The sequence below is a fragment of the Rahnella sp. NRRL B-41462 genome (assembly GCF_003263525.1).
In the GTDB taxonomy this organism is placed as follows: domain Bacteria; phylum Pseudomonadota; class Gammaproteobacteria; order Enterobacterales; family Enterobacteriaceae; genus Rahnella; species Rahnella aceris.
Window position 1 is genome coordinate 108821 of the sequence record NZ_JYDF01000001.1, and the last position, 18492, is coordinate 127312.

Below are 18492 nucleotides of genomic sequence, written 5' to 3' on the forward strand. Positions count from 1 at the left end.
TTGGTTTCAGGAAAAATCTGATAATTGGAAAACCATTTTCTTAAAATTCAGATGATTAACGATTTACAGTATTTTTGTTTTATCCGTGTTTATATTCTTCATTCATGATGGAGTTATGATAGAGCTTCAACATGGAGTTAAAACAATAAATGCACATCGTTAATATTAGAAACGTTATCAGGGAAATCATTTTTTTTGGCGCCATCAGTGTGAGTGCGTCAGCATCAGCTAATAATAGTGGTACTAATCCCGTCAGCGATCCCGATACCATTCAGTACAAATCGCTGGCTGCGAACGTGTGGTCAGACTTCACCGATAAAGTATCAACGACCTGGAATGATTCTGATGCACAGGATTTGTATCTGCCGGTAATCACCTGGCATAACCGTCTGACCTACGATAAAGAGAAAACCGATAAATACAACGAACGTCCGTGGGGGGGAGGCTATGGTATTTCCAGATATGATGAAAAGGGTAACTGGAATGGCATTTATTTTATGGCGTTTAAAGATTCCCACAATAAATGGGAACCCATCGGCGGTTACGGCTGGGAAAAAATATGGACGCCAGCAGAAGATAAAAACTTTCGCTTAGGGCTGGGGTATACCGCGGCGGTGACGGCGCGTGACGATTATGAATATATTCCTATCCCGATTGTTTTACCGCTGGCTTCTGTCGGCTATAACAAACTGACCTTCCAGGCGACGTATATTCCGGGAACCTACAATAACGGCAATGTGTTCTTTGCGTGGCTGCGTTATCAGTTCTGATGCGTTTTTTGTGACTGTACAAAGCCCGGCCACAGGTTGTGAACCTGATCCCCCACTTCTGATGAATATTCCACTATGCTAAAAATTCACCGCAGGAATCAATCTGTTGGCTTCTGCGGTGTTTTTTGTTTTCAGGGAATCTACAAAACACTTCATCAAGAGGATCACTCGTGAAAAAAGCATCCCGTTATTTTGCATTGTCTGCACTTGCCTGCGTTTTACCTCTCACGTTGCCCGTCGCTCAGGCCGCCCAGTCCGATAATTTAGAACTGCAACAGGTTCTGGTGCTTAGCCGGCACGGTATCCGCGCCCCGTTGGTCAATTATGGCGATGTGCTGGCCGAATCGACAACACACACCTGGCCGGTATGGAAAACCGAAGGCGGTTTGCTGACACCGAAAGGCGGTCAGGTTTCCGAACATATGGGGCATTATTTCCGTGCCTGGCTGGCGAAAGACAAACTGCTGCCTGCCGCCGGGTGCCCTGAAAATGCGCAGGTCTTTACCTACGCCAACAGTTTGCCGCGCACCATTGATACCGCGAAACACTTCACCACCGGCGCTTTTCCCGGCTGCGATGTCGCGGTGCTTAACCGCGTAGAAATCGGCAAGATGGATCCGGTGTTTAACCCGATTATTACCGCAGAAGTGAACGATACCTTCAAAACCAGCGCCCTGAATTCCATTAATCAGCACGCGGGTGAGGGCGGTCTGACGGGATTGAATCAGCGTCTCAAGCCGAACTATCAGTTGCTGGAAAGCATCCTCGATTATAAAAACAGTAAAATCTGTAAAGAGAAACAGCAGTGCGATCTGGCTTCGCAGCCGTCAGACGTGGTGCTGACACAGGGCAAAGAACCGGGCATTACCGGGCCGCTGCGTATGGCCACCGGGGCGACCGATGCGTTCATGTTGCAGTACTACGAAGGTTTCCCGATGAAAGATGTTGCCTGGGGTAAAATTGATACGCCAGACCAATGGACAAAGCTGGAAACCATCAAAAATCTGTATCACGAAACACTTTTCGGCTCGCCGGCGATTGCTGCCAACGCGGCTAAACCATTGCTGACCTTTATTGCCGGTGCGCTGGACCCGAAACTGGCGTCAACCGCCGATCAGAAAGCCGCGCAACAGGCAAAACTGGCGGTGCTGGTCGGGCACGATTCGAATATCGCTTCCTTGCTGGCCGCACTGAAAACGCAGGATTATCAGTTGCCGGGGCAGTACGAGCGGACGCCTATCAGCGGCACGGTGGTCTTCCAGCGCTGGCATGACAAGAAAGCGGATAAGGATCTGATGAAAATTGAATACGTTTATCCGACCGCCCGTCAGATCCGCAACAATGTGGCGCTGAGTCTGAAAAATCCGCCGGAACGTGTGACGCTGCACATTGAAGGATGTACCGCCGACAAACAGGGCTTCTGCCCGATGGAACAATTTACTCAGGCACTGCAAAAAGATATGAAGGGCTGAGTCTGTTAGCCGCTAGCTGGCAATAGATAGTGATTTAAGTTAGTTAGCGGCATCCATTCGTTACCCGATAATGTGTCAGGTTCCCTGACTCTGGCACATTATGGCGTCCTCTTCGTTTTACCTCAGCGCCCGTCAGCGGGCCAAAATCACCCTCCGTTCGCACCATTTCTGGTGGCGGCGGGAAATCCCCACCTGGCTACTGATTGTCTCGGTTTACAGCGGCTGGTTTGCGGCAGTGTATTTCTGGAATAATCTCGGGCCATGGCTCGCAACGCCTGTGCTTATCTGGTTCACGACCTGGTATATGTCGCTGCAACATGAACTCATCCACGGGCATCCGACCCGCAAACCCTGGCTGAATCAGCTGATTGGCACGCTGCCGCTGGCGGTCTGGTATCCCTATGGCCTGTATCGCGACACGCATCTGCAACATCACCGCAATGAACATCTGACGCTGCCCGGCGATGATCCTGAAGCCTATTATTTCAGCCGCGCCAGTTGGGAAAGTCTGTCGCCCGCCATGAAGGCCGTTGTCCGTCTGCGCAATACCTTGCCGGGAAGAATGCTCATTGGCCCGTTACTGGATATCGTCAGTACGCTGACCGGCGCGCTGATAGCCGTGTTGCGCGGTGAGTGGCGCACAGTGGGGATGTGGCTGATACATGGCGCATTGCTGGTGGTTGTGTTCAGCGGGATGGCGCAACGCGGGCTGTCGCCGCTGTATTTTATTTTCGCAGTAAGTTATCCGGCACTCAGTCTGACCAAAGTTCGTTCTTTCTTTGAGCATCGCGCAGAGCATGCGCCGCAGGCCAGATCAACGCTGAATGAAGCCGGTTTTTTGTGGCGTTTACTGTTTCTGAATCTGAATTATCATCTGGTGCATCACGATTTACCCGGCGTGCCATGGTATGCGCTGCGCCAGATCTATGTCGCTGACCGCGAAGCCTATATTCAGCGCAGCGGGGGTTTTGTGGTGCACGGCTATCGCCAGTGGTTCCGTGACCACACGCAGACACCCGTTGACGTCGAAGCTCATCCTTTTGCCGCCGGGAAATCTCCGGCGCAATCCGTGCCAGGCGACTATGATTATCAGCAGGATACCCCCTGACGGAGTGGCCAGATGATGCTGATGTCTTTGCCGATGTACGCGGTTTCTCGCGCTGATGTGGAAGCGTTCGCCGGAGTGTTACGCCAAAAACTCAGGCAACTTGGCCTCGCCTCCACGCCGGACAGGCTTAACTGGCCGCAGGATTTATTCTCACACTGGCAGGCATCGGATTTACTGCTCAGCCAGACCTGCGGTTTCCCGCTGATGGAAAGCTTGCCGCAGGTTCAGCTGGTAGGCACATTCAGTTATCACGCCCCCGGTTGCGACGGTTTCCGTTACCGTAGTTTTTTGCTGGCGCGTGAGGAGGATGCCGGATTGCATCTGGCCGGTTTCCGTCACCGGCGGCTGGCGTTTAACAGCACCGACTCCCAGTCAGGTTATAACAGCCTGCGTGCACTGGTCGCGCCGCTGGCCCAAGACGGAGCATTTTTCTCGCGGGCGACGGCGACCGGCAGCCACCGTGAATCGCTTCATTACGTTCAGCAGAATCTCGCCGACCTCGCGGCAATTGACTGCGTGACGCTGGAACTCCTGCGCCGTAGCGAACCCCGCTCCCTCAGCGGGCTGGCGGTGATCGGACAAACGGCCGCTGTACCGGGTTTACCGTTGATTACTTCTCGGGAGACCTCTGCGGAGGATCTGGCAATTTTGCGGCAGGCGTTACATGACATCGTGGATGAACCGATCAGTCATCCCTTACTTATTGAAGGATTTACCGAAGTGCCGCGGCAGGCTTACCGCGTCATCAGCCAGATGAAAGCATTAGCTCAGGCGTTTGGCGTCAGTGAGCTGATGCCTGCATTGCAAAAAACGACATAAAAAAACCGGGCACGGTGCCCGGTTGTCGTTTTTCTGCATCATGGGATCAGTGCGTTTCGATCGGAAAATCTTCGTTAATATCGCCCCATTCAGCCCACGAACCGTCATACAGCAGCACGTCTTTAACACCCAGAGAATCCAGCCCAAATGCCAGTGCGGCGGCCGTCACGCCGGATCCGCAACTGGTGATCACCGGTTTATTCAGATCCACACCCAGACGCTCAAACGTTGCCTTCAGATCCTGCGGTGATTTCAGGTGTCCGTCCTGCGTCAATTCGGTAAACGGAACACTCAGGCTGCCGGGAATATGACCGCCGTGCAGCCCGGGACGTGGTTCCGGTGCCTCGGCTTTGAAACGCGCCAGTGAACGGGCGTCGATAATCTGCACGTTACCGATGGCATCTTTGACCTGTTCTGCGCTCACGACCACCGGACGCACCAGTCTGGCGTTGAACGTCGTGGGCACGCGGGTGTGCTCGCCACTTTGCGCCGGCTTACCTTCGGCAATCCATGCGTTCAGACCGCCATCCAGCACGCGTACGCTTTTGGCTCCGAAACTGGTCAGCATCCACCACACGCGTGGCGCGGAGAATAAATCGCCTTCGTCATAAAGGACGATGGTTTGCGTATCGGCCACGCCTAAACGGCTCATCGACGCAGCGAATTCTTCCGCTGTCGGCATCATGTGTGGCAGGCCGGTCGTGCAATCAGAGATGCTGTCGACTTCCACATAAATCGCATTGGGAATATGCGTTTCGAGATATTTTGCGTGGAAATCTATGGGCGGTGTAATGCCCGGTTTGGATTTACGACAATCGATAATGACCACGTCCGGTGAGTTCAGATTCTTCGCCAGCCAGTCGGTAGATACGGTATGGGTAGAAAAAGTCATGTTCTGTTGCCTTATCTTTTTTGTGAAACCAGTCTCAGAGATCGCCCGGGATCAGGGAATACATCCAGGCGTCACGCGGCTGGCCGTGATAATAAAGCCGGTTGCGGTGCAGACCTTCTGATATCGCGCCCGTTTTTTCCGCCACCCGTCGGCTGTGGTCATTGCCCTCCATTACCACGATTTCCAGACGGGTCAGCTCCAGCTCGGTAAACGCAAAGCGCGCCGCCGTTCTGGCTGCCAGCGTCGCCAGTCCGCGGCCGGTATAACCGGTGCGGATCCAGTAACCGAGATTGGCGAATTTATACTCCGGCGTGATGCGGTTGATGCCCACACTGCCAATCAGATTACCGCCTGAACGCTCAAATACACAGAAATTGAATTCTGCGCCGCGATGGCGTTTCTGCTCGCTGTCGGCCAGATATTTCCGGCTGTCTTCAAGCGAATATTTATCCGTACACCAGGATTCCCATGCGCCAATTTCCTTCACGGAGGCTTTAACCGCCGCTAAATGCGTGACGGCCTCAAGTTCGGTCGCTACACGAATTTCGAATTCTTCATCCTGATAGATCTGGCGAGTCATCATGGGCATTATCCTGTCATGGAGGAAACCAATTATTTTAGGAAACCAAAAAAATCAGCCTCACATATCCGGCATCTGTATGTCAATTGGTGAAAACGCCAGTTAAACGAGAAAAAACAGCAAGCTGGCCACCCTCGTTTTTTACGCTTCCGGCACCAGAATCACCAGCTTACATTCTGCATATCCGGCAGGGAAAAATGTCTGTTGCCGGTAACAGATTTCGCCCTGAAGCGGATGATGAAAACGGCGTTCACCGCCTTCACGCGCCAGCACTTCCTGCTGCGACCACCACTGATTGAACTCGTGACTGCGATCGCGCAGGCTGATTACCGACTGACGGACTGTTTCAGAATGGGCGTAATGGCTGGTCTCGGCACGAAACTCCGCCACTACACGTTTGGCGCGTTCCGGCCAGTTTGTGACCAACTGGCGTGCCAGCGGATGCAGGAACATAAAATCCAGCAAATTAGGGTGTTCATCAACCCCCAGCCAGCCACTGAACAACGCCTCCGCTTGCGGATTCCACGCCAGTACATTCCAGCTACTGTCGAGCAGATAACCGGGGCAGGCGAACTGACTGACACAGTCTTTCAGGCTGGCGTCCGGTGCGCCGGAAGAGGGTAATACCTGCGGATCTTTCACCGACGCCAGACTGAATAAATACTCTCGTGCCGCAGGTTCCATGCGCAGCGCTTTGGCCAGGCTGTCAAGGGTCGCAGCAGAAATGGACACATCGCGCCCCTGTTCAATCCACGTATACCACGTTGCGCTGATCCCGCTGATTTGTGCCAGTTCTTGCGGCGCAAACCGCTGGTTCTGCGGCGCGGTGAACCGGGAAGCCCGACCATTTCCGGCGTCACGCGTTCGCGGTGAGTCCGTAAAAACATGCCCAGCGCTTTCGGTCCGCTGAGCGACTCTGCGTTATCAATCATAATATTCACTTAAACAGGGTGTAATTGATACCAGTATAAACGCTCATATTGTACCCGTATAGAACAATGCCTATAGTGATTTTGAGGTCATTTGAAACCCGCATTCTTATTACAAAAACAAGACAGACAGGAGCAATGATGAACACAAAAAATACTCACAGTCAGGCCGTAGATAAGCAGTTTGGTTCACAGGCTCAGGATTATCTGACCAGTGCGGTTCACTCGCAGGGCGCTGATTTACACCGTCTGGCGGGGTTGCTGGCACCCTATAACGAGGCGCGGGTCATTGATCTGGGTTGTGGGGCAGGGCACGCCAGCTTTGTCGCAGCAGGTGTGGTTAAAAATGTGATTGCTTACGATTTGTCGTCACAGATGCTGGACGTGGTTGCGCAGGCTGCGCGGGATAAGCAACTGACGAATATCACCGTGCAACAGGGCGTGGCGGAATCGCTGCCGTTCGACGACCGCAGCGCGGATGTGATTATCAGCCGCTATTCCGCGCACCACTGGCATGATGTCGGGCAGGCGCTGCGTGAAGTGGCGCGTGTGCTGAAGCCGGGCGGGAAATTTATCATGATGGATGTGGTGTCGCCGGGGCATCCGTTGCTGAATATTTATCTGCAAACCGTGGAAGTGCTGCGCGACACCTCGCATGTTTGCAACTATTCACCAGGCGAATGGCTGAACATGGTGGCTGAAGCCGGGCTGGTTGCGCGTGAAGTGACGACAGATCGTTTGCCGCTGGAGTTCACCAGTTGGATCGCCCGCATGCGCACGCCTGAACATTTCGCCGTCGCTATCCGCGAGCTGCAAAAAAAGATGTCTGACGACGTGGTAAAACATTTTGAGATCCAGCCTGACGGCACATTCACCAGCGATATCATGATGCTGGTGGCGTCGAAGAACTGAAGGGAATAGCGGTGAATTGCGCCCTCCGGCATAACGAAGGGCGCAATGTTTCTGCATTATGATTTTTTACCGAACACCTTCTGTCCAGTCATCACCAGCGCCAGCACGGCGGCACCGACAATCAGACCCACCACTAAATCAGTGGCACCGGTAATCAGTGTATTCACCCAGCTTTCGTGCCCGTGCGTCAGAGGCTCAATCAGGCTGTGCATAAATGGCAGACCGTGGCTGATGATACTGCCGCCGACCAGGAACATGGCGATGGTGCCGACGACAGAAAGCATTTTCATCAGCCAGGGGGCGAGATTCACGATGCCGCGGCCAAAGGCGCGTACACCTTTCATGATGCTGCTTTCACCGGCAAGCTTGCTCAGGTACAAACCTGCGTCGTCAATTTTGACTATCGCACCGACCAGCCCGTAAACCCCGATAGTCATTGCCACCGCAATCAGCACCATCACGGTAACCTGATTAAGGAACGGCGCCGATGAAACAATACCCAGCGAGATTACGATGATTTCAGCCGAAAGAATAAAGTCGGTGCGCACTGCGCCTTTGACCTTATCTTTTTCGTGCGTTTTAGCCTCTGTTTCATTTTTTATTTCGGCGGCTGCCGGTTTTTCTTCTTCATGATGCCCGCCCGGCATCAGTTTATGGGCGATTTTTTCGAAACCCTCGTAGCACAGATAGGCACCGCCAATCATCAGCAACGGGGTGATGGCCCAGGGAATAAACGCACTGATCAGTAAGGCCAGCGGAACCAGAATGGCTTTGTTGATCATCGAGCCTTTGGCAACGGCCCACACGATCGGCAATTCGCGATCGGCTTTCACTCCCGTGACCTGTTGTGCATTCAGCGCCAGATCATCACCCAGCACGCTGGCTGTTTTTTTTGCAGCGACTTTACTCATTGCCGCCACATCATCAAGAATCGATGCGATATCATCGATTAAGGCCAGAAGACTACCACCCGCCATAAATACTCCCTTTCATCATTATGATTATGCAAAGGTTCTCCGCGCGCGCGGGAAACCGAACTCTGTAGCCCTGACAGTGCAGGCGATCACAGCAACAGAAAATTCATACAAAATAATCATAACAGTGATTGCATGCCGGCGTCGATTTGTGCAAAAGTTGTGCGGGTTATAAATAACTTTGAAAACTCTCCATACTTTCTCCATTAAATATCTCTATTTCTCCGGCAGTTAGAGTGACTGAAAAGATTACTTTCGTTGTCTCCTTATTTTTACCACAATGGTTGAATTTCTTTACATTCGATTACGTCCGCTTTCATTGATTCGCCGATAATTAATTCAACGGATTGCTTCCGCCCCATTAATTAACGAAACTAACGTCCGCCCCATTAATTAACGAAACTAACGAAAGAAAGGTGCGTAATATGAAACTGTTACCTGCAATTACAGCTGTTGCTATTACTGTTGCTTCATTCTCAGCCCTGGCTGCAACGCCTATTACAGAAATGCAGGCGCAAAGTGGTAATTACCAGTCATTGGGCACTGTGTCTGTGAGCGCGCCGAATACGGTTCCGGGCAGCTTGCATGACCAGCTGAACCAGATTGCCTCAGATAAAGGTGCAAATCACTACCGTGTGATCGGTGCAGACACACCGGGGGATTCAAGTCTGACCCGGGCAAGCGTTGAATTGTATAAATAAAAATCTGGTGTTTTAAACGAGTCGTTTAATTCGTCTGATTCTTATTAGTTTCAATGACGTTATATGAAGTTGAGAAGGCCAATGTCACCTGACATTGGCCTTTTCTATTCCCTGTATCACGCTTCTCATCACATTTATTTTGAGAATCATCCCATGTAATTTATTTTATATGAACCTTTCAGGCGATTTATTCCCTTATTAATCATTTCTTAAGAATTTAAAGATGATATAAGGGTCTATATCCCCAGGAGGACGTTTGAATGTTAAATGCCGCAAGAATGACGATTAAGAACACCGGGATTTCGATTCAGAATCAGTTTTTTTATTTGCAGAATTTTATTAGTTCACCACGCACGATGGGGACGCTGATGCCCTCGTCACCGTGGTTGTGCCATGCGATGCTCAGCCAGATTGACTGGACAACATCGCTGGATATCGCCGAGCTGGGCGCGGCCGACGGTGTTCTGACCCGCCGCATCCTGAGCCGTATGCGGGCAGATGCCAGGCTTGAGGCTTTTGAAATACAGCCCGCGTTTGTGCGTAAGCTTAATCAGATGAAAGATAGTCGTTTGCAGGTGATGGCGCATTCTGCCGAGCACATGAGCACGCAGTATGACGCCGTATTTTCCTGCCTGCCGCTGCTGTCGATGCCTTTGCGTACCAGCATCAGGATTCTGCAGACCACACGGCAACAGCTGAAAGATAAAGACGGCGTGCTGGTTTTATTCCAGTACAGCCAGCTGTCAGAGAAATTGTTATCACGTTACTTCACCTGGAAAAAAATCCGGGTAGTGAAGAATTTTCCGCCCGCACTCGTGTATATCTGTAAACCTCGCTGATACAGCCACTTAGGGGATAGAGCTCGCAAAGCTTATTGCAGGCCATTGCGCAGCAAGGATTTTTCAGTATGATGCCCTGAACGGCGTAAATAAAACGCTACAGAAGCTTCACCGGCAGGTGACAAAAATCTGCCAGTGAGGCTTTTTTGTTGTACTATCTGGCGAGTACATCGGCAGGGCAGTGCAATGACCCACTTCTGACACTCACACTTCATATTGATGATGGATTTTCATCAGGCGGGCTAACGGCTCCCGGGGAATAAAGGATAGCGGTAATGACACAAACCATTTTCATGGTCGGCGCACGCGGTGCAGGTAAAACGACGGTTGGCAGCGCTCTGGCGAAAGCTCTGGGCTACAAATTTGTCGATACCGATCTGGCGTTACTGTGCGCTTCTGGTCTCAGCGTGGCAGATATTGTTGAGCGCGAAGGCTGGGAAGGTTTCCGCCGTCGTGAAACTGAGACACTAAAAGCCATTTCCTCGCCACTGACCGTGGTTGCCACAGGGGGAGGCGTGGTGCTGTCCCAGGAAAATCGCGATTTTATGGGTGAAAATGGTACGGTCATTTATCTGCGTTCCCCTGCATCTACCCTGGCAAACCGTCTGGAAGATGCACCACTGGAAGATCAGCGCCCGACGCTGACGGGCAAGCCGATCGCTGAAGAAATGACAGAAGTCCTGAATGAGCGCGAAGCGCTTTATCAGGAGTCCGCCCATCATGTGGTCGACGGAACTCAGGAGCCGCAGACTGTCGTGAATCTGATTTTGGATGCACTGGCGTTGCCGATGGCGCGCTGAATTCCGCTCATCTCCTGACAAAACGAGCCCGGGTGGCTCGTTTTTTTATGTCAGCACGTTGTGACTCAAGCTTGAATCAGGAACCGGTGTAAACAAAACGGGCCATGTCATGTGAGGGGGATCACGTATGCTTAAGTATTGTACTGATGTATATGTGGGCGTAACATAATAACTCAGGTGATTACTTTAACCTCTAACAATGGAACCCATGATGAAGTCCCTGATGTCGTTTTTTAATCAGCATGCCAAGGTGATGCCTGCCCTCCTGTCGATCACCATCATCCTCATTGAAGCCTCCATCGCCCTGTATATTTTGCGCAATATTTAATCACGATAATCTGCTGAGTTTTACGTCCGTCACCTCATTAATACTCGGCATTTAACTTGCCTGACTCTTAATTTCATCTATTTAAGAATTCCTTTAAGCATATTCATTTGCCTGACGTGTTGTGCGTGAAAAATAAACGACTTGACGCTGACACGTATCAGCTTTAGTTTTTATTTAACTTAACAGGAACCTTGTTCCATATACCGGAACTCACTCCTTTATGACCACATTAGAAAATGCGGCTGCGGTACTGAAATTATTTTCAAAACAGGGGATTAGTCAGGGGCATCCCGGTTTGTCATTCAGTGATGTGGTCGAAAATTTAAAATTACCGAAAAGTACGGTGTCCCGTCTGCTGATGACGATGGAAACGCAAGGGCTGCTGGAACGTGACCCGGACAGCCGTCTGTACCGCATCGGAAAATTATTACTGGCCGTCTCCAGCCATTATTTGTCGGCCCCGCTGGTGGATTTAGCGTCGCCGTATATGACGCAACTCAGTCAGCTGACGCAATGCACGGGTTATATCTCGATGCTGGAAGGGCGCGACATTATGGTGATGCGCATGTTTCCCGGCAGAACGTATCTGCAAGTGGTTACTCCGGCCGGAAGCCTTTTGCCCGCTCACGAAACGGCTATCGGGCGCGCGATCCTTTCGCGCTATACCGATGATCAGGTTCTGGCGCGGTTTAGCGGAAAATATCAGGCGAATTCTGCTAATTCGCCTGAGAGCAAGGAGGTTTTGTTAGCCAGGCTGGCCGATGTCCGCCTGACGGGGGTGTCATTTGCCAACAACGAAACGTTGCTGGGAATAAGTACCTTAGCCACCAGTATTTTTAATAAGCACCGTAATGAAACCGTTGGATTATGTTTATCTTTCCCTTCGCCGGCGCAGGGGAAAGAAATTCCGGAAGGAATAAAAGAAGGGCTGATTGCCGTAACCCGGCAAATTGCCGAAAAATTGGGTGATGAGTATTGGCATTTATCTAAAACGGCCATGTAGCAGCCGTCAGGATAATGACGAATAACGGACCCGGATTATTTGCTATGTGAAATACTTGCTCAACACCAGGGGCCTTATGTCAGATCAACCTGCAAAGAATAATAAGGAGAATCCGCTAAAGGATATTGGCACTCTCATCGTGATGATTCTGTTGTCTGTTTTAGGCGCAATCATCGGTGTCCAGCTGATTACTACTTTAGGCGTTACGCCGAATACCTCGATTATAGGCGCGCTGTTTGCCATGTTACTGGCACGCATTCCGATGCAGGCTTTTTACCGCTACCGTTCTGTTCATACGCAGAATCTGGCGCAAACCGTCATTTCATCTGCGACCTTTGGTGCGGCAAACAGTTTGCTGATGCCGATCGCTATTCCTTATGTCATGGGCCAGCCGCAACTGATCATGCCGATGTTTACCGGTGTGGCCGCAGCGATGTTGCTCGATGCCTACCTGCTTTATCGCCTGTTCGACACCAAAGTGTTCCCGGCCAGCAATGCCTGGCCACCCGGTGTTGCGGCGGCTGAAGCGATTAAAGCCGGTGATAACGGCGGGCGTCAGGCCTGGCTGCTGGTCGCGGGCGTGGTTGTTGGTGTGGCTGGAGCGATGCTGAAAATCCCGATGGCGGCTTTCGGCACGGCGTTTATCGGCAATATCTGGGCGCTCAGCATGTTTGGTATTGGCTTGCTGATCCGCGCTTATGCGCAGCCGGTCGCCGGGCTGGACCTCAACGCGCTGTATATTCCTCACGGCATGATGGTCGGCGCGGGGCTGGTGTCGCTGCTGCAGGTGATTCAGGTGGTGCGTGCTAAACATGCCGACGCCAAAACGACCTTTACCCAACCGGCGAAAGAGGTGCGTAAAGCACTCGGGCTGGGCGCATTCGGTTATATCGCCATCGCGGCACTGCTGGCGCTGGCGGGCGGCCTGTACAGTGAAATGTCAGTCAGTATGCTGATTGCGTTCGTGATTTACGCCGCCTTTGCCGCCTTCTTCCACGAGCTGATTGTCGGGATTGCCGCGATGCACTCCGGCTGGTTCCCTGCCTTTGCCGTGGCGCTGATTACCTTAATTATCGGTATTCTGATTGGTTTCCCACCGCTGGCGTTATGCGTCCTGACGGGCTTTACCGCCGCTACCGGTCCGGCATTTGCTGATATGGGTTTTGATCTGAAAGCCGGATTTATTTTGCGCGGTTACGGCAAAGATTTGCAGGCTGAACTTTACGGCCGCCGCATCCAGTTATTCGCCGCATTGCTGGCATTTGTCATCGCCATTCCGGTGGTGTGGTACGCCCATTACGGTTACTTCGCCCAGGATTTAGTGCCGCCGGTGGCGCGGGTTTATGCCAAAACCATTCAGGCCGGTGCTCAGCCGGGCATTGCACACAGCCTGCTGATCTGGGCGATTCCGGGCGCATTGATTCAGCTGATTGGCGGACCGAAACGCCAGCTTGGCGTACTGCTGGCGACCGGTTTGCTGATCAACAGCGTGATGGCCGGATGGGCCGTGGTCTGCGGCATCGTGCTGCGCATTATCATTATCCGGATCTGGGGTGAAAAAGGGCGTACGCCAATGGAAGTGCTGGCGGCAGGTTTTATTGCCGGTGACGCGCTTTACAGTTTCTTCACGTCGATCTTCAGTGCCAAAAAGTAGTGAGTACCGCACCAACACCAGGGCTGATGTTCAGCCAGCATTAAACACCTGACTGTTCCACGATGAACAGCACCCGCGACCGTTTTGGCTACTGCGTGAAATACGCCGGTCGCGATGTTTTAAGAGGACTGAGTGATGAGTTTGCAACAGACATTAACGGTATTCGAACTGATTGACAGCGCCCACGTCAGCGGTCAGGACATTGTGGACTTGTTCGCCCGTTATCCGGGTATTACCGCCAGCACACACCGCGCTGACGGCCCGAAAGGTGGCACTGATTTTGTGCGTATCACTGTGCCGGGCAGTCAGGGCAAAAGCAGTGGCGGCACGGCACCCACGCTTGGGATTATCGGTCGTCTGGGCGGGATTGGCGCGCGTCCGACGCGTATCGGTCTGGTCTCTGATGGCGATGGTGCGATTGCCGCTGTCACCAGCGCACTTAAACTGGCTGATATGCAGCGCAAGGGCGATGTGCTCGACGGTGATGTGATTATCACTACCCACATTTGCCCGAACGCACCGACCCGTCCGCATGATCCGGTCGATTTTATGGATTCGCCGATTGATGACGTGACCATGAACGACAACGAAGTGGTGGACGGCGTGGACGCGATCCTGTCTATCGACACCACCAAAGGCAACCGCATCATCAATCACAAGGGTTATGCCATTTCACCGACGGTGAAAGAGGGTTACATCCTGCGTGTTTCTGAAGATTTGCTGCGCATCATGGAAATGACCAGCGGCAAACCGGCGGTCACTTTTCCGATTACCACGCAGGACATCACGCCTTACGGCAACGGTGTGCATCATCTGAACAGTATTCTGCAACCGTCAACGGCGACGACCGTGCCGGTGGTCGGTGTGGCTATTACGGCGGAATCTGTTGTGCCGGGCTGTGGCACCGGGGCAAGTCATGAAGTGGATATCGCACTGGCGGCAAAATTTGCTGTTGAAGTGGCGAAAGAGTTTGGCCGCGGCACTTGTCAGTTCTTTGATGCCGATGAATATCAACTCCTGTTGTCGCTGTACGGAAGCTTGCGTCACCTGCAAAACCGGAAGTAACACGATGATGACATCCCTTGCGACGTTAACAATCGGACAGGCACCACGCAGCGACATTATGCCGCTGCTGATGGAACATCTGCCGGCCGGGTCAGTCACCCATGTGGGCTTACTCGACGGGTTAAGCAGGGAGCAAATAGAGCAGCGTTATGCTGCAACTGAGGGCGACGCTGTACTGGTCACCCGCCTGCTGGATGGTTCGCAGGTTACGATGGCTGCGCACCGCGTGGAAAGCGGATTACAGGAAAAAATCGACGTACTGGAAGCCCTGGATTGCATGACCATTCTGCTGCTTTGCACCGGCGAATTTCATCATCTGCATGCTAACAATGCGCTGCTGCTGGAGCCTGACCGCATTATTCCACCGTTGATCGCCTCAATAGTCGGTCAGCATCGTGCGGGGATTGTGGTGCCGGTTGAATCACAGGTGGTTGAGCAGGCGAACAAATGGCGAAAATTAGCCAAAGCGCCCTGTTTTGCTGTTGCCAGCCCTTATCTTTCTGACGATCAGGCGCTGACGGACGCGGCGATGCATCTGGCTGAACAGGGTGCGGAAGTCGTGGTGCTTGATTGCATCGGCTTTAACCGCCATCACCTCGATGTGCTGAAAAAATATCTGAATATTCCGGTGCTGTTACCGAATGTACTGATGGCAAAACTGGCGGCGGAACTGGTGGTTTGAGGTATGACTGAGGGGCGAACAGCTACCCACAATGGCACTGTGCGGCCGTAAAATCAAATCAGCGCTACCGCTTTGCGGGCGGTGTCGTCTCGTGCGGATAAAGCGGTAATAATCAGTGACAGAAGGCGCTTTCTGCCCCTAATATGAAGGCTCTGAAATTTATCGCAAAGGGCCAATCTATGTTGAAAAATAATGAGTATTTTGACGGGAAAGTAAAGTCGATTGGTTTTGACAGCGAAAGCACGGGTTCAGCCAGTGTTGGCGTGATGGCCGTCGGTGAATATACTTTCGGCACCGCAAAGCCGGAAGAAATGACGGTGATCAGCGGTTCACTGAAAGTGTTGATCCCGGGATCACCGGACTGGCAGGTATTTAAGCCAGGCGAGACGTTCTACATTCCGGGTAAAAGTGAATTCAACTTACAGGTCGGCGAAACCACCTCATACCTCTGTAAGTATCTGACTAAATAACTTCTTCAGACACAGAAAAGGCGCTCATAAGCGCCTTTTTTACGTTTTGCATCCGGTCTTAGCGTTGCGCTTCGCCACCTAATGCCTCGATCAGGTTCTGGATCAGCGCTGCCAGTTCACCGGTCATCAGCACGAAATCTGCATCGAAACGCCCAGCGAAGTCTTCGCGGTCGATATCTTCGTTTTGATCACGAATGACGTCGCTGAATTTCAGGCGCTTAATGCTGCCGTCGTCCGCCAGCACCACGGCGATACGTTCCTGCCAGTCAACCGCCAGCTTAGTCACCAGTTTGCCGTTCTCGATATGCGTGGCGATTTCATCGCTGACCAGCACCTGTTTCTTACAGCGGATCACACCGCCTTCCTCCAGAATCGCTTTCAGCTCGGCTTCGTCCTGCAGCGTAAAACCGGCGGGGGTATCGCCGGAACGCACCCATTCGGTCAGCGTCAGTTCGATCGGGCTTTCCATGGTCAGTGGCACCACTGGCAGCGAACCGAGGCTTTTACGCAGCAGCGCCAGCATGTCTTCGGCTTTCTTGGCGCTGGCGGCGTCAACCATGATCAGGCCGTTAACGGTATCAATCCACATGAATGTCTGGCTGAACCGGCTGAAGGCGCGCGGCATCAGGCTGTGCAACACTTCATCTTTCAGGGAATCTTTTTCAGTCTTTTTCAGCTTGCGGTGTTGTTCACCTTCGAGCTGCTCAATCTTGGCCTGTAACTCCTGTTTAATCACCGGAGAAGGCAGGATTTTTTCTTCTTTACGGGCGCAGATCAGGATCTGACCACCGTTGACATGCGTCAGCGCGTCGCCGCCGTGGGAACCCATCGGGGAGACCCAGCCGGTTTTCGACATGTCCTGGCTGCCGCACGGGGTAAAGGTGAAAGCACTGAGCTGTTTTTCCATTTCGTCAGCAGATAACGAAACTTCACGGCTCAAACGGTAAACTAACAAATTTTTAAACCATAACATGGCGTTATCCCTGTCCCGGCGCACTCGTGGTACGCTGAATAAATGAATGCAGGGCGGCATGATAACCAATTGAGCGTCAGCCGTCGTTAAGAAATCGCCGCACCCTGTAACATTGCATAACAGCTTATTCTGGTGACAGTCGCGTCTGGCTTCTAAACTGAATAAACTCAAAAAAACTGACCCTGCAAAGTGTAAAAGGAGAGCAACACGTGCGAATTGGCATTGATTTAGGCGGCACAAAAATAGAAGTCATTGCGTTATCTGATGAAGGTAAAGAGCTGTTTCGCAAACGGGTCGATACGCCGAGAAATGACTACGAACGTACGCTCAAAGCGATTGAAGGGCTGGTGCTGGACGCCGAAAAAGCCACCGGTCAACGTGGCAGCGTGGGGCTGGGGATCCCCGGCACCTTGTCGCCATTTACCGGTAAGGTGAAAAATTCCAACTCGGTCTGGCTGAACGGACAACAGCTGGATGAGGATCTGGCACTGCTGTTAAAACGCGAAGTGCATATTGCCAACGATGCCAATTGCCTGGCGGTGTCAGAAGCCACTGACGGCGCGGGTGCAGGCCGTCACACCGTATTTGCCGTGATAATCGGCACCGGTTGCGGTTCCGGTGTGGCGCTTCACGGTGCGGCGCATGCGGGCGGCAACGGCAATGCGGGGGAATGGGGACATAACCCGCTGCCGTGGCAGGATGAAGAAGAAATGCAGTTTGCCCGTGAAGTCCCGTGTTACTGCGGGAAATCAGGCTGCGTCGAGACCTTTGTTTCCGGCACCGGTTTTGCAGAAGACTATTTTCGTTTGTCCGGTCAGCGGCTCAAAGGCGCAGAGATTATTGCGCTGGTGGAGCAGGGCGATGAAACTGCAGAACAGGCGCTCGGGCGTTATGAGCGTCGTCTGGCCAAGGCGCTGGCGAACGTGGTGAATATCCTCGACCCGGACGTGATTGTCTTTGGGGGCGGTATGAGTAACGTGGATCGTTTGTATCAGACGGTGCCGCTGCTGATTAAACAATGGGTGTTTGGCGGGGAATGTGAAACGCCGATCCTCAAAGCCGTACACGGTGATTCGAGCGGCGTACGCGGCGCTGCCTGGCTTTGGCCGCAATCACGTTTCGCGTTGTAAGCCATTATCCGTTTATCAACTTCAAGGGCGCAGATTTTGCGCCCTTTCCGTTTGTAACCCGCTTCAGTCAGAACATCTTGCTCAGAACGTTTTCCAGCGCATTGACCAGGATCTGGCTGTGTTCTGCGGTAAAGACCAGCGGCGGGCGGATCTTCAAAATGTTGGCATGCGGGCCGGAGGCGCCAATCAGCACGCCTTCTTCGCGCAGTGCGTTGACCACCGCCAGCGCGGTAGCGGAATCCGGCCCGCCGTTTTCGTTGACGAAATCGACGCTGACGAACAGCCCTGCGCCACGTACGCTGCCAATCGCCGGGAAGCGTTGAGAGAGTGCGGTGATGCCGTCAAGAATGGCTTTACCCGCCAGCCCGACACTGGCAATCAGGTTTTCCTG

Annotated in this window: 19 protein-coding genes and 1 pseudogene; 14 read left to right on the forward strand and 6 right to left on the reverse strand. The window is 52.5% G+C overall.

Annotation, left to right across the window (positions count from 1 at the left end; all coding sequences use genetic code 11):
• Positions 1–149: 149 nt before the first annotated feature.
• The 4 genes from pagP (at position 150) to UC14_RS00640 (ending at position 4169) form a co-directional block, all read left to right on the forward strand.
• Positions 150–770, forward strand: a complete 621-nt coding sequence (pagP, locus tag UC14_RS00625) for a lipid IV(A) palmitoyltransferase PagP (protein WP_013576705.1) — start codon at positions 150–152, stop codon at positions 768–770.
• 170 nt (positions 771–940) lie between these two features.
• Complete coding sequence (gene agp / locus UC14_RS00630; RefSeq protein WP_015690317.1) at positions 941–2242, forward strand: bifunctional glucose-1-phosphatase/inositol phosphatase; 1302 nt, start codon at positions 941–943, stop codon at positions 2240–2242.
• 100 nt (positions 2243–2342) lie between these two features.
• Positions 2343–3350, forward strand: a complete 1008-nt coding sequence (locus UC14_RS00635; RefSeq protein WP_112197068.1) for a fatty acid desaturase — start codon at positions 2343–2345, stop codon at positions 3348–3350.
• A gap of 12 nt (positions 3351–3362) precedes the next feature.
• Positions 3363–4169 carry a phosphate/phosphite/phosphonate ABC transporter substrate-binding protein gene (locus UC14_RS00640; RefSeq protein WP_112197069.1) on the forward strand — a complete coding sequence of 269 codons (807 nt, stop codon included), beginning with the start codon at positions 3363–3365 and terminating at the stop codon, positions 4167–4169.
• A gap of 46 nt (positions 4170–4215) precedes the next feature.
• On the opposite strand, the gene sseA is transcribed toward UC14_RS00640, so the two are convergent.
• From sseA to UC14_RS00655, 3 genes and pseudogenes are all read right to left on the reverse strand, one after another.
• Positions 4216–5061 carry a 3-mercaptopyruvate sulfurtransferase gene (gene sseA / locus UC14_RS00645; protein WP_112151737.1) on the reverse strand — a complete coding sequence of 282 codons (846 nt, stop codon included), beginning with the start codon at positions 5059–5061 and terminating at the stop codon, positions 4216–4218.
• 34 nt (positions 5062–5095) lie between these two features.
• Positions 5096–5644: a GNAT family N-acetyltransferase gene (locus tag UC14_RS00650; protein ID WP_013576700.1), complete on the reverse strand. Its 549-nt coding sequence runs from the start codon at positions 5642–5644 to the stop codon at positions 5096–5098.
• 138 nt (positions 5645–5782) lie between these two features.
• Positions 5783–6573: pseudogene (locus tag UC14_RS00655) on the reverse strand (helix-turn-helix transcriptional regulator).
• 138 nt (positions 6574–6711) lie between these two features.
• Between UC14_RS00655 and UC14_RS00660 the strand changes: the two are divergent.
• Positions 6712–7482, forward strand: coding sequence for a class I SAM-dependent methyltransferase (locus UC14_RS00660; protein WP_013576698.1), 771 nt, complete (start codon positions 6712–6714; stop codon positions 7480–7482).
• 56 nt (positions 7483–7538) lie between these two features.
• On the opposite strand, the gene UC14_RS00665 is transcribed toward UC14_RS00660, so the two are convergent.
• Entirely contained in the window at positions 7539–8459 is a 921-nt protein-coding gene (locus UC14_RS00665; RefSeq protein ID WP_013576697.1) for a DUF808 domain-containing protein, read from the reverse strand.
• Positions 8460–8881: 422 nt separating this feature from the next.
• On the opposite strand from UC14_RS00665, the gene UC14_RS00670 reads away from it, so the two are divergent.
• The 8 genes from UC14_RS00670 to ppnP all read left to right on the forward strand — a co-directional run bounded on the left by UC14_RS00670 (position 8882) and on the right by ppnP (position 15998).
• Positions 8882–9157, forward strand: a complete 276-nt coding sequence (locus UC14_RS00670; RefSeq protein ID WP_013576696.1) for a DUF1471 domain-containing protein — start codon at positions 8882–8884, stop codon at positions 9155–9157.
• 260 nt (positions 9158–9417) lie between these two features.
• Positions 9418–9996: a class I SAM-dependent methyltransferase gene (locus UC14_RS00675; RefSeq protein WP_037036778.1), complete on the forward strand. Its 579-nt coding sequence runs from the start codon at positions 9418–9420 to the stop codon at positions 9994–9996.
• A 275-nt stretch (positions 9997–10271) separates the two neighbouring features.
• Positions 10272–10796 carry a shikimate kinase AroL gene (gene aroL, locus UC14_RS00680; protein WP_013576694.1) on the forward strand — a complete coding sequence of 175 codons (525 nt, stop codon included), beginning with the start codon at positions 10272–10274 and terminating at the stop codon, positions 10794–10796.
• 548 nt (positions 10797–11344) lie between these two features.
• Positions 11345–12127, forward strand: coding sequence for an IclR family transcriptional regulator (locus tag UC14_RS00685; protein ID WP_037036780.1), 783 nt, complete (start codon positions 11345–11347; stop codon positions 12125–12127).
• A gap of 76 nt (positions 12128–12203) precedes the next feature.
• On the forward strand, positions 12204–13781 hold the full coding sequence (locus UC14_RS00690) for an OPT/YSL family transporter (RefSeq protein ID WP_037036782.1): 1578 nt from the start codon (positions 12204–12206) through the stop codon (positions 13779–13781).
• A 135-nt stretch (positions 13782–13916) separates the two neighbouring features.
• Positions 13917–14846: a DUF1177 domain-containing protein gene (locus tag UC14_RS00695; RefSeq protein WP_112151735.1), complete on the forward strand. Its 930-nt coding sequence runs from the start codon at positions 13917–13919 to the stop codon at positions 14844–14846.
• A 4-nt stretch (positions 14847–14850) separates the two neighbouring features.
• Entirely contained in the window at positions 14851–15528 is a 678-nt protein-coding gene (locus UC14_RS00700; protein WP_112197070.1) for an AroM family protein, read from the forward strand.
• A gap of 179 nt (positions 15529–15707) precedes the next feature.
• A complete protein-coding gene (ppnP, locus tag UC14_RS00705) occupies positions 15708–15998 on the forward strand; it encodes a pyrimidine/purine nucleoside phosphorylase (protein ID WP_013576688.1) in 291 nt (96 codons plus the stop codon).
• A 58-nt stretch (positions 15999–16056) separates the two neighbouring features.
• On the opposite strand, the gene rdgC is transcribed toward ppnP, so the two are convergent.
• A complete protein-coding gene (gene rdgC, locus UC14_RS00710) occupies positions 16057–16971 on the reverse strand; it encodes a recombination-associated protein RdgC (RefSeq protein WP_112151734.1) in 915 nt (304 codons plus the stop codon).
• A gap of 209 nt (positions 16972–17180) precedes the next feature.
• Between rdgC and mak the strand changes: the two genes are divergently transcribed.
• Positions 17181–18101: a fructokinase gene (mak, locus tag UC14_RS00715; RefSeq protein WP_013576686.1), complete on the forward strand. Its 921-nt coding sequence runs from the start codon at positions 17181–17183 to the stop codon at positions 18099–18101.
• Positions 18102–18168: 67 nt separating this feature from the next.
• Here mak and UC14_RS00720 read toward each other — a convergent pair.
• Positions 18169–18492, reverse strand: a 324-nt coding sequence (locus UC14_RS00720; protein ID WP_157962063.1) for an aminotransferase class III-fold pyridoxal phosphate-dependent enzyme, incomplete at its 5' end; no start/stop codon positions are given.